The 11,737-nt window shown below is 45.3% G+C and carries 12 protein-coding genes; 2 read left to right on the top strand and 10 right to left on the bottom strand.

The window, feature by feature from the left end; genetic code table 11:
- The first annotated feature begins 29 nt into the window (after positions 1-29).
- On the top strand, positions 30-731 hold the full coding sequence (locus GFS24_RS21860) for a response regulator transcription factor (protein WP_074240929.1): 702 nt from the start codon (positions 30-32) through the stop codon (positions 729-731).
- On the opposite strand, the gene GFS24_RS21855 is transcribed toward GFS24_RS21860, so the two are convergent.
- The 4 genes from GFS24_RS21855 to rsmA form a co-directional block, all read right to left on the bottom strand.
- Positions 726-1,115: an HIT family protein gene (locus tag GFS24_RS21855; protein WP_153663245.1), complete on the bottom strand. Its 390-nt coding sequence runs from the start codon at positions 1,113-1,115 to the stop codon at positions 726-728. The genes GFS24_RS21860 and GFS24_RS21855 overlap by 6 nt on opposite strands.
- Before the next feature lie 68 nt (positions 1,116-1,183).
- Positions 1,184-1,660 (bottom strand): transcription elongation factor GreA, encoded by a 477-nt coding sequence (greA, locus tag GFS24_RS21850; protein ID WP_153663243.1) that lies wholly within the window; start codon positions 1,658-1,660, stop codon positions 1,184-1,186.
- A 145-nt stretch (positions 1,661-1,805) separates the two neighbouring features.
- Entirely contained in the window at positions 1,806-2,732 is a 927-nt protein-coding gene (locus tag GFS24_RS21845) for an NAD(P)-dependent oxidoreductase (RefSeq protein ID WP_153663241.1), read from the bottom strand.
- Positions 2,729-3,481, bottom strand: a complete 753-nt coding sequence (gene rsmA / locus GFS24_RS21840) for a 16S rRNA (adenine(1518)-N(6)/adenine(1519)-N(6))-dimethyltransferase RsmA (protein ID WP_153663239.1) — start codon at positions 3,479-3,481, stop codon at positions 2,729-2,731. The genes GFS24_RS21845 and rsmA overlap by 4 nt, the downstream gene beginning before the upstream one ends.
- A 99-nt stretch (positions 3,482-3,580) precedes the next feature.
- On the opposite strand from rsmA, the gene pdxA reads away from it, so the two are divergent.
- A complete protein-coding gene (pdxA, locus tag GFS24_RS21835; RefSeq protein ID WP_153663237.1) occupies positions 3,581-4,657 on the top strand; it encodes a 4-hydroxythreonine-4-phosphate dehydrogenase PdxA in 1,077 nt (358 codons plus the stop codon).
- Position 4,658: 1 nt separating this feature from the next.
- Here pdxA and GFS24_RS21830 read toward each other — a convergent pair whose 3' ends face one another.
- The 6 genes from GFS24_RS21830 to GFS24_RS21805 all read right to left on the bottom strand — a co-directional run bounded on the left by GFS24_RS21830 (position 4,659) and on the right by GFS24_RS21805 (position 11,727).
- Positions 4,659-5,504, bottom strand: a complete 846-nt coding sequence (locus tag GFS24_RS21830) for a class I SAM-dependent methyltransferase (protein WP_153663235.1) — start codon at positions 5,502-5,504, stop codon at positions 4,659-4,661.
- A 60-nt stretch (positions 5,505-5,564) separates the two neighbouring features.
- Positions 5,565-5,861, bottom strand: coding sequence for a transcriptional regulator (locus tag GFS24_RS21825; RefSeq protein WP_153663233.1), 297 nt, complete (start codon positions 5,859-5,861; stop codon positions 5,565-5,567).
- 71 nt (positions 5,862-5,932) lie between these two features.
- Positions 5,933-6,583 carry a hypothetical protein gene (locus tag GFS24_RS21820; protein WP_153663231.1) on the bottom strand — a complete coding sequence of 217 codons (651 nt, stop codon included), beginning with the start codon at positions 6,581-6,583 and terminating at the stop codon, positions 5,933-5,935.
- A 26-nt stretch (positions 6,584-6,609) separates the two neighbouring features.
- Complete coding sequence (locus tag GFS24_RS21815; RefSeq protein ID WP_153663229.1) at positions 6,610-8,766, bottom strand: TonB-dependent receptor; 2,157 nt, start codon at positions 8,764-8,766, stop codon at positions 6,610-6,612.
- Between the two features lie 96 nt (positions 8,767-8,862).
- Positions 8,863-10,698 (bottom strand): OmpA family protein, encoded by a 1,836-nt coding sequence (locus GFS24_RS21810; protein WP_153663227.1) that lies wholly within the window; start codon positions 10,696-10,698, stop codon positions 8,863-8,865.
- Positions 10,699-10,713: 15 nt separating this feature from the next.
- A complete protein-coding gene (locus GFS24_RS21805) occupies positions 10,714-11,727 on the bottom strand; it encodes a type IX secretion system membrane protein PorP/SprF (protein ID WP_153663225.1) in 1,014 nt (337 codons plus the stop codon).
- Positions 11,728-11,737 lie beyond the last annotated feature (10 nt).

The raw sequence follows: 11,737 nt of genomic DNA, 5'->3' as shown, positions 1-11,737 counted from the left end.
TCTTTTATCACCCCTAATATTTTTCGTAGATGGATACGAAGGCTAGAATATTACTAGTGGAGGATGATTATAACCTGGGTGCAATTACCAAAAAGCGGTTGGAAGAATCCGGATACGAGGTGACCCACTGTTCAGATGGCGAAATAGCCTGGAAAACGTTTCAGAAAAGCCTGTATGATATATGCCTGCTGGATGTTGTTATGCCTAAGAAAAACGGCTTCGAACTGGCTAAGCAGATCAGGCAGCGGAACGACTTGATCCCTATACTGTTCCTTACCTCCAAGTCACTGGATGAGGACAAGATCAGCGGATTCAAACATGGTGCAGACGACTATGTTACCAAGCCTTTCAGCATGCAGGAATTATTACTCCGTATTGAAGTTTTCCTGAAACGTACCCGTCCGCTCAATGCAGATAAACGGACTACGTTTGCGGTAGGTAAAACTACCTTTGATTATGGAGAACTCAAGCTGACAGACAAGAGCGGCAAATTGAAAGCCTCTCTGACACAAAAGGAAGCAGACCTATTGAAATTCTTTTGCGAAAACGCAAACAAAACGCTTAAACGCGAAGAGATCCTATACCACGTTTGGGGAAAAGATGATTATTTCCTCGGCAGAAGCATGGATGTTTTTATCACCAAGATCAGAAAACACTTCAGTGACGATAAAGAAGTAAAACTCGAAACACTCCACGGGATCGGCTTCAAGTTCTATGTATCAACATTATAATTGAGCCAGGATCTTTTCCTGTACTTCCCTGAATTCTTCCGGAGATAACTTCAGTTTGGAACGGGTAAAATTAAGGTCATCAGCAGAGTTGATGGGCACCAGGTGCATATGCGCATGTGGTACCTCGAGCCCTACCACGCTCAATCCTACACGATTGCAGGGGATGGCTTTTTCTATCGCCCTGGCAATAGGTTTTGCAAACAACAGCCACTCCGCCAGGAGATCGTCCGCCACATCAAAAAATTTATCTGTCTCTACTTTAGGCACGATCAGGGTATGCCCTTTCACTAAGGGGAAAACATCCAGGAAAGCATAGAACCTGTCATTCTCAGCAATGCGGTAACCAGGAATTTCTCCTTTGATGATCTTTGAAAAGATGGTCATAACGGGTTGAGTTAAAAAAGGCCTCCCGGTCTCATCGGAAGGCCTTCATGCTTATAAATTTCGTTTACTTAGATCGTGATCTCTTCTACCTTGAATTTCATGTTGTTGCCGTTAGGCGCAATGATACTCGCTTCCTCTCCTACTTTCTTACCCAGCAATCCTTTTCCGATAGGGGAAGTTACAGAGATCTTACCCAGTTTCAGATCTGCTTCAGATTCTGACACCAGCTGATAGGTAATTGTTTTTTTATTCGCCATGTTGGTGATCGTTACTTTGCAGAGTACAGATACTTTGGATGTATCAATAGAATCCGCTTCCACGATCCTTGCAGTAGCAATAGCATTTTCCAGGACAGCGATCTTGGCTTCATGCATGCCTTGCGCTTCCTTTGCGGCATCGTATTCTGCATTCTCTTTCAGATCCCCTTTTTCACGTGCCTCGGAAATAGCCTTGGCAATCTCTGAGCGGCCTTTTGTTTTAAGCTGCGTAAGTTCATCCCTCATTGAATCAAGGGTTACCTTGGTTACATAATTTACGCCTGACATAACCTTATGATTTAGTTATTAGAAAAAAAAATTAACGCCCCCGCTTGCGCAAAGACGTCATTAAGTAGTGATTATTGCAAATATAACTAAAATTTATTCCGATCCCTAGCCCCTTTCACATATAAAAATCCCTAATACAGAGGGGCTAAACGTTTAGCTTTTTAAGTACAATTTGCGCCATTTTTATACTGGCTTCATGGGAATAACCAGCTATATGCGGACTGAGGATCACGCGGTCATTTTGCAGTAAATATTGGAATTGTGCTTTCTCTTCTGCATTGAAGGTTTCGAGTTTTTCATTCTCCAGTACATCCAGGCAGGCGCCTCCAATTATACCTGCTTCCAGTGCCAGCACCAGGTGCGCAGTGTTCACCACTTTTCCGCGGGAAGTATTCATTACATACACCGGTTTTGTAAATGAGCCGAAGAATGTTGCGTTCCCCAGATGCCGGGTTTCTTCTGTCAGCGGCAGGTGAAAACTCACCACATCTGCTTCCCGGAATATAGTTTCCATGTCCGCCTCTTCCACGAAGTCATTACCGTACCCTTTTTTATATTTATCGTAAGCCAGGATGCGCATATCAAACCCACGCAGCTTACGGGCAAATGAACTGCCGGTGTGGCCATAACCAATAATGCCGATCGTTTTACCGCCTAACTCCCAGGCTCTGTTACCATCTCTCTCCCAAATCCCTTCGCGCAATTGCAGGTTACTGCGGAGCAGGTTATGCATGAGCATGATAAGCATACCTACCGCCTGCTCGCCCACCGTATCCATATTTCCTTCCGGACTGCTGGCGCAATGAATGCCTTTGCTTTCTGCATAAGGCACGTCTATCAATTCCATACCGGAGCCCAAACGCCCTATCCATAAGAGTTCTGCCGCACGGTCTATCATGGCCTTATCTACTTTGATACGGGTGGTAACGATCATCCCTTTCACATCATGGATCTCCTGCATCACTCCATCGTAAGTAATGGAGGGCTGGTAATTCACGGTGTATCCTTTTGCTTCCAGCTGATTGATCAGGTACTCATGTACTTTGGCGGTAATTAAAACTTTCTGGCTCATAACATGTGTTCGCAAAGGCCTACGAAGTCTGCTACAGTGAGCTCTTCTGCCCTTTTTGTAAATATTGGTTCCTTTAAATATTCCTTATCAAAAAATCCCTTCAGCGGATTGCGCAGTTGTTTACGGCGCTGGCCAAATGCTGTTTTCACCAGCAGGGTGAACTTCTTTTCACTCTTCACAGCCAGCGGATTTTCCAGCCTGGTAAGGCGGATCACACCTGATTTTACTTTCGGCGGAGGATTAAAAGCATCTTCATGTACTTCAAAGAGGAATTCTATATCATAGAACCGTTGCAGGAATACGCTCAGTATCCCATAGTCCTTGTTTCCTTCTTTTGCTGCTATCCTTACCGCCACTTCTTTCTGGAACATGCCCACCACACTGGGTACTTGTGCTCTCCAGTCCAGCACCCGGAACATGATCTGTGTGGAAATATTATAAGGGAAATTCCCGATCACGGAGAACTGGCCTTCAAAAGGAACCGGTGTTTCCAGGAAACTATCCAGTACCAGTTTGCCCCGGATGGCCGGAAATGTTTTCTCCAGGTACTCCACTTTTTCTGCATCCAGTTCCACGGCTTTGAAGTGAATATCCGGGATCTCCAGGAGGTATTTGGTTATAGCACCTGCCCCCGGCCCTACTTCCAAAACCTGCATACCCTTTTCCACAGGCAGCGATCCTACGATCTGTTTACAGATGATCTCATCTTTAAGGAAATGCTGACCCAGTGATTTTTTTAGCGTATACATCCCGCAAAATTAAGGAATACTACCGAGTTTGGCCGCCTCGCTCCTAATCTGTCAACAATTCCATGTATATTTGTTGGAATATTCTTACAAGGAAAACGCATGAGTACAACAGCCTCCGCACAAATAAACCGGCCCGTGATCGGGATCTCCGTTGGAGATCTTAACAGCATTGGAACTGAGATCATCATTAAGACCTTCGCTGATCCGCGCATGCTGGAACTATGTACGCCTGTAATATTTGCTTCCAACAAAACGGTGAACTTCTACCGGAAGCTCCTCAACGAAAACAACTTCAATTACCAGAGCATTAAAGATTTTTCCCGTCTCAATCCAAAGCAGGTGAGCGTTTTCAACTGCTGGGAAGAAGAAGTGCAGATCACTCCCGGCATCCTGAACGAAACTGGTGGCAAGTATGCCGCCCGTTCCCTGGCAGTGGCCATTGAATGCCTGAAAAATAAAGATATCGATGGCCTGGTAACAGCGCCTATCCATAAAAAGAACATTCAAAGTGCAGATTTCAATTTCACCGGTCACACGCCTTACCTCCAGGATGCTTTCCAGAGCAAGGATGTACTGATGTTCATGACGGCAGAGAACATGCGCGTGGGCCTGCTCACGGAACATGTGCCCGTTTCCGAGATCGCAAAATATGTTACGAAAGAAAATATCCTGAGCAAGCTGAACATCATGAAGGACAGCCTGATCAAGGATTTTGGAATAGATAAACCCCGTATTGCTGTATTAGGCCTCAACCCCCATGCCGGAGATGAAGGTCTCATTGGCGACGAAGAGATCAAACACATCGGCCCTGCCATCAAACAAGCCAAACACAATGGCCTGCTTTGTTTTGGCCCTTACAGCGCAGATGCCTTCTTTGCAAGGGAAATGTTCAGGAAGTTCGATGGCGTACTGGCCATGTATCACGACCAGGGCCTGATCCCTTTCAAATCTTTAGCCACCGGAGAAGGGATCAACTTCACCGCAGGCCTTCCTATTGTACGCACCTCTCCTGATCACGGTACTGCATTTGACATTGCCGGTAAGAATACGGCGGACGAAGCCTCTTTCAGGCAGGCAGTATACACCTGCATTGACATCATTATGCAAAGGGAAGATTATGCGGAAGCAACCCGCAATCCGCTGAAGAAATCAGAACTGGCATCAGAAGGTCTGTAACTCAGATGTAGAACGATATCATTTCAATTAAACCTTCTCCATCTTCATAATACACCTCATTCCGGCCATTGAGCTTGAATTCCACGTCCTGCATGGAATCAACGCTGGCAACATCTCCGTGTAAAATGGCTACCATGTTAAATACCTGCTGGCGGGCATAAGCAGATAGGCTGCATCCGGTAAAAGATTCAAGGCCTTTCTTTATAGCAAAGTAAGCCGGCAAAGCACTATCCGGCAGATACTCTTCCGGGAGTATGTAATCCATCAATACCAGGTTCGTTTTATTCGGGGTCCTGAACAACTGCATGATATTGAGGAACTGTTCATCGGGAATATAAGGCACCACTCCTTCCAAAATCACCAGCGCAGGCAATTCAGAAGAATACCCCGCATCGCGGAGGCGATCCAGCAAATGCAGGGTATCTGTGATATCCGCCTGAATAAAATCCACTTTTTTATTGCCCGGCAGCAAACGCTCAAAAAGTTGCGCTTTCATATCCATATGGTCCATATCCACTTCAAAAATATGCGTGACGGCATTATCATATTCTTCCAGCAGATGAAAAGAGATCGGATCAAGGCCTGCTCCCAAAATACACACCTGTACCGGAGCATCTTCCGATAAATTCTGTTCCAGCAAATAACGGATAAAACGCTTGCGGCACATTACCGTATAGCCGAGGTCTTTATACGATGCTTCCATCTTTTCGGAAAGCGATTGAATATCACTGAAATCAATATGGGAGTAGTAGGCTTTTGCTGGGCCACTTTCATATAACGAGCGTGCATGGTATAGCACAAGAGCGGCCGTAGGAGCCACTTTCAGGGTATGGTCAACAAGTTCCATTATCTGTGTCTTTAAGATAATGAAGATAGGGGTTTACGCTGCATTGATGTAACAGTGACGTTACTTTTTACCGGTATGCAAATAGGATTGTATAGACTTTACATATCCCTGAAATGCTTTCACTCCTTTGGGTGTGATCTTACAGATCGTTTGCGGATAATTATCCTTGAATTGCTTGTGTACTTCAATATATTCCACATCTTTTAATTTATTGATCTGCACGCTCAGGTTGCCTGCCGTAGCATTTGTTTTTTCTTTCAGATGCGTAAATTCTGCTTCCTGTTCGCTGATCAATACAGACATCACCGCCAGCCGTAGCTGGGAATGTAACACCGGATCCAATTCTTTAAAGTCCATTTAGTTCAGTTGCGTGTAAAAGATGGAATCAGCATACAGGCAAGGACCACCCGCCTGTATGCTGTAATAATTTATTTGCTGAGCTCCGTCATGAGCATCTTTGTATAAGCTTCACCCCAATGCGGTGTGATCTTATCTCCTGGTTTATCCGCTGCGAATTTTAACAGGGCCTCTTCAAATTTTTCTTTTGCTTTTGATTTGCTGCCGCCAAAAGCTTCCGGTGTATACAGTAAGGCCTGGCCTTCCAGCATGGGCACCCTTGGATTCTCCGGGTTCAGCTTTTTGGCCTCTTCCAGGTGCTGACCGGATTCCATACCGTATTTCATACCGCGGGTCATCGGATCCACGCCTATGCGGGCGGATGCGATAAGGGACAATATACAACTGATCTCTGAATCCTTTCCTTTCAATGCGGATGCTTTTTCAATATTCAGTTGAGCCTTATCCGTTATTTCGTCTACTTTACTTTTATCTGTTGTAAGAAAAGCCTCATTTACGCGGCAGTAAGCTGCATAATAATACGGCAGCCATTGCGTTTTTTCCGCTTCAGCGATCCGTTCAAATGTATTGGCCAGCTGCTGCGTGCCGCCCTGTGTAAAATAGCTGGCACTGTCCAGCAGGGCTACCTGCTGATTCATGGCTTGCTGGTATTGTTCACTCTGGGCCTGGGCGGCAAATGTGATCCCGGTAACCATTAAAAGAGAAAAAAGGATTTGTTTCATATGATTGTAGATTTTAAGAAGATGAATTATTGTCTGTCTATTTGTTCCTGGCGGCGGTCAATACCAAAGCTCATGAACATGCCCAGGTAAAAGAACCGCGGTGCCATAGGCCCCACCATATTACGGCGCAACTTGTCCGAAGAATAACGGAATCCATACTCCTGGTCATTCCCCAGTACATTGGTCATGGTGAATACGAATACGGTAAATGCTTTTCCGATGGAAGTAAGGTAGTTCACATTCATGCTGAGTGTATTCAAAGACCTCGTACGATCTTTCATGAATTCACTTTCCGGGCGATTGGGATTGTAATAAGGCCTGCCGGTGGCAAATGTATACGTTGCACCCAGGTTCAGTTGGGTGGATGGGATGTAATGTTTGTACACCAGTGTAGCCGTATGTTTGGCGGCAAAATCTGGCTGCACTTCAAATGGATAGTTCAGGTAATCCCGTTTGGTATCCAGGTAAGAATAAGAGATCCAGTAATCTGCATTTTTAATGGACTTCCTGTCTCTCCAAAAGATCTCCAGTCCTTTAGCATAACCCGTACCATTGTTATTATAATCCGGTGTGGTTTTCAGGAGATCGTGATACTTCTTATAAAAAACCTCTGCACGGAAGGTGTAGAATTGTGCGAGGCGCTGGTAACTGGCAATGTAATGCGTGGCTTTCATGAACCCCAACTCATGTGTAAAGCGCAGGTATTGCGGTTCCGGCTTCTGATAAAAATCCCCGTAAGCAAATGCTACCTGGCTTTTATTATCCAGCTTGTAGGCCAGTGATGCCCGCGGTGCAATACTTGCTTTCGCCAGTATAGAAGTGTACTCATATCTTGCTCCAAACCGGCCTACAAAGCGCGGTGTAAAATACACATCACTCTCCACGAAACCTGCTGTATAGCCATCCACATAATTTGCATCAAATTCATTAAAGCGGGAACGTTCATCGCCATACTGATACTCACTACCAATACGGAGTACGGAGAATTTCCCCAATCCCTTTGTGAACATCAGCCTTACCTGGCTGAGGTCCTGCCGTGCTTTGATGCGGGTGGGCGCAGGTACTTTATTGATCGTGTCCATATAGATCCTGTCCCGATTGGTGCTGTAAGAAGTACCGAGGTTCATACGCCAGCCCTTGCCCAGGTTTTCTTTGTAGTTGATGTTCGTGTACACATTGAAACTTTCCAGTTCAAATGCTTCTTTAAAACCGGGGTACTCCAAACTCTCTCCTTCAAATCCAAAACGCTGGTAGCTGCCGGTAACAAAGATCTTCAGCATACCCGTCTTGGATGTTTTTAAACGATAGTTAGCAGAACCATTTGTGCCCTGTGGGGCAATGGTAGGGTCCTGCTTCTGAGGCATCAGTTTGTAATAAGGAGAGAGATTGAAGTAATCTGCTTCAAAACCGTAGGCTTTCTTTTTGTCCTTCGTCAGAATGTCCACACCAACGCTGGGACCTACGCTACCGATACCTAAGGAATAAGAAGAACGCTCCGGTAGATCAGTGGATTCCAATACCAGCGCAGAAGATAAGCCCTGTCCGTATTGTGCGGAATAACCGCCACTGCTGAAAGTGGTGCCTTTAAAGAGGAATGGGGAGAACCTGCCGCGTGCCGCAAAATCCGGCATACCGCTGAAAAATGCATTCCGCACCATCATCCCGTCAATAAAAGTTTGCGTTTCGTAACCGGTGCCACCTCTTACAAAAAGACCTTCCTTCTCTCCTACCTGTTGTGCGCCGGGTAATGTTTTCAAGGCACTTACGATATCTGCATTGGCACCGGCAGTAGTTACAATATCCAGCGGTTTCAATACAGTGTTCTTCTTTTCATCGCTGGCTTCAAAACTCCCTGCCGAGATGGTGACCATGTTTAACTGGTTCACCGTTTCTTTTAATACCAGGATAAACTGTTGTGCCGTGCCCAGCTCTGCTTTTATTTCAAGGGACTGATAACCGGTGAGGCTGGCTGTGATGATCCTTTCTCCATTAGCAGTACTGGAAAAGGAAAAGGTGCCGTCTTTAGCACTGGTAGTTCCATCATAAGAACCTTTGATGCTGATGTTCACGCCGGCAAGCGGTCTCTTTTTTGCATCTGTTACCTTACCGCTTATTGTCGACTGGGCTTGCAACAGCAGGGGAATGCAGGTGAAGAAGATCAGGGTTGGGAATAACTTAAACATATAGTTAGATTAGGTTTGTGAACCAAAAGTAAAGTAGTTTATGTTATAAACCAAATACCAGTATAATAATTTCGCTATGCATTGATTATGAGCGCATTATTTTTTGATAATTTGGATATTTGTTCTCCGATTGCGTTGATGTTGGGCTTCCTCACAAGGGGCACAATGTTCGCTAAGGACTCTTTTTCCCTGGAAATTAGTGGTGATCCTGCCGGCGGGAATACCTTTTTGCAGCAGGTATTCTTTTGCTTTCTCTGCCCGCTGGCGGGATAAGGCCATATTATAATCATCACTGCCCCTTGCATCTGTATGTGCCGTGAGTAATACGGTAGTAGTTGGGTTTTCATTAAGCATTATTACCAGCTTATCTAATATGGCAGCTGCATCTGTGCGGATGAAACTTTTATTGTAGTCGTAATAAATGGCCAGCTCTTCATCATTTAAGTAAAGCGTTACATGAATGGTATCGTCATCAGAAGCTGGTACTTCCACCGGCAACGCTTTCTGGTTTCCCTTATATGCTTCTACGGTATACTTGCTGCCACTGTCTAATACGAGATAATTGGTTCCTGTCCATTGCCTTTCTTTAGATGGTTGTTTGATCAATGTAATGGCATCCGTCGGTGGAATTACTGTTACAGCAAGGATCTGTACTTTTTTAACTGGTTGTTGCCATGGCGTACTGCTCACTTCCATTTTGAAAGCATAGATATCATCATCACCCATCCCTCCTTTGCGGTTAGAAGATAAATACCCGCGGGATTGTTCATCTATCATGAAAGAAAAATCATCTGCGGAGGAGTTTACAGGGAAACGCATATTCACCAGCGTACCCCATTCTTTACCTAAACCCTTTGCAGCAAACACATCAAACCCTCCCATTCCTGCATGCCCTTTACTGGAAAAATATAAAGTACCATCACTCGCTATTACCGGAAATTCTTCTGCTTCCGTTGTATTGATCTGCGGGCCACAGTTGATGGGTGCAGACCAGCTTCCATCTCCCATCCGGGTACTATACCAGATGTCTGTTTGCCCAATACCACCCGGCTGGTCTGATGTATAATAAAGTGTATTACCATCATTACTGATAGCCGCATGGCCTAATGAGAAAGCAGCCACATTATTATAGGGAAAGGGAGCCAGCAAAGTCCAGGTAGCACCTTTTCTTACATAGGTGAGTAATTCAAGCCTGCGGTTGCCATATACAGCAGGGCGTTCTGCTTTTTCAAAATTCACTTTCCATGGATGCGTAACGGTGAGCCATGCCGTATCCTGGTTCTTTGAAAAACATACCGGGCCTGAATGATAGGGGAAATGGTCCATGGCATAACTGAAAGAACTTACATACGCGCCATTGGGTGCTGCTGTATACAATTTAAGAAAAGGATGTTTGTTGCGTTTATACGTGCGTTTATTCATTCCCCGGTCTGATACAAAAACAATTTTATCTCCATACTTCACCGTTCCCCAATCACTATTGGGCGTATTGAGGGCAGTAAGGTCCTGCCATTGCAAGGGTACCGGGTTTTGCAACCAGATCAATGCAGAATCACAACCGGCTATCAGTGTTTTTGCAGCAGGGTCTGAAGCGTATTGTACTTTAGCGGCTTCATATTGCCCCATGCTTTTCAGCATATCTCCATAGTATTTTTTATTGATGGTTGCCGCACCGGGCTGTTGTAATAGTTTTTCATACCATCCTGCGGCGGCTTCATATTTATTGACGGCCCTGTAAGAAGTGGCCAGCTTTTCCATGATCGCTGCAGATGGTTCCTTCCGTACGATCACTTCATATAATGCAGCTGCGGGTGCATATTCCGCACGTTGAAAATGCGCATCCGCCCGCTGTTGCAGGGAACGTTGTTCCTGCGCATTCGCAGATGCACCCCATACAATAAATACAATGATAATGCTGCGTCTCAAGAACATAGTTCGCTTTTACAATTAGAAATAACGCGGACTGCTCACCCGCAAACGGTTGTTACGATTCGTGAAAAATACGCCGATGGAGATCTCATGTGAGCCCTGTTGCTGGCTGGCCATTTTATTGATCGTAAGATCATAGGCATAACCAAAACGGAAACGTTCTCCTGCATAATACTCCACCATAAAACTGGCAGCATCAATAGGATCAAGGCCCTTTTCCAGTTGTGGTTTATTCCATAAACGCATGCCTGTACGGTAGGAGGCACCCAGCCAGATCTTATCCTCTATCAGCAGGAAAGCATTGAGGTCTACATTGGTAGGCCCCTTGAAATCTTCTTTCACTAACAGGGATGGTTTTAATTGCAGGTGTTCAGACAGCTTCCACAGGAAACCTGTGGTGAGGTACATGTGTTGTGTTTTTTTGATCACCTTATAACTGTAACCGTTCCAGTAATATTTACTATTGTCTGTATACAAAGAGAAAAGGTCCATCACGGAAACACCTGCATAAAAAGAAGACGTGTAGTAATACACACCAAAACGTGCATCCGGAATACGTACGGATGTTTTGCCGGCAGGGATGGCTTCATCCAGATCGTCTACATAGGTCAGCGCCTTCCCATCTATCGAATACTGCGTGATGCCAGCACCTAAACCAATGCATAAACGCCTGGTATCTGCATCATCCAATGGAATGCGGTAAGAGTAGGAAGCATAGGCAGACAGTGCTTCCTGCGGCCCAAGTTTATCAAACATCACCTGTAACCCTACGCCCACCTTGTCATCTTTTGCATTGGTGAGCCCGTCTACAGAGATGGCGCCTGTGCGCGGAGCGCCAGGGATCCCTACCCATTGATGCCGGTAAATGGTATTGAGGTACCAGTCTCCCTTATAACCTGCATAGGCAGGATTTACACTGAGTCCGTTGAATACATATTGACTGAACTGCACATTCTGCTGTGCCTGCAAAGAACCGGTTGCTGTGCAGCACATGATCAGCCATATGGATATCCTGTATTTCAAGCGCGTCATAGATGTTCTT

It is taken from the genome of Chitinophaga sp. SYP-B3965, assembly GCF_009647655.1.
In the GTDB taxonomy this organism is placed as follows: domain Bacteria; phylum Bacteroidota; class Bacteroidia; order Chitinophagales; family Chitinophagaceae; genus Chitinophaga.
The sequence above is the reverse complement of the archived record's forward strand: the minus strand, read 5'-3'. Positions and strand labels throughout refer to the sequence as shown.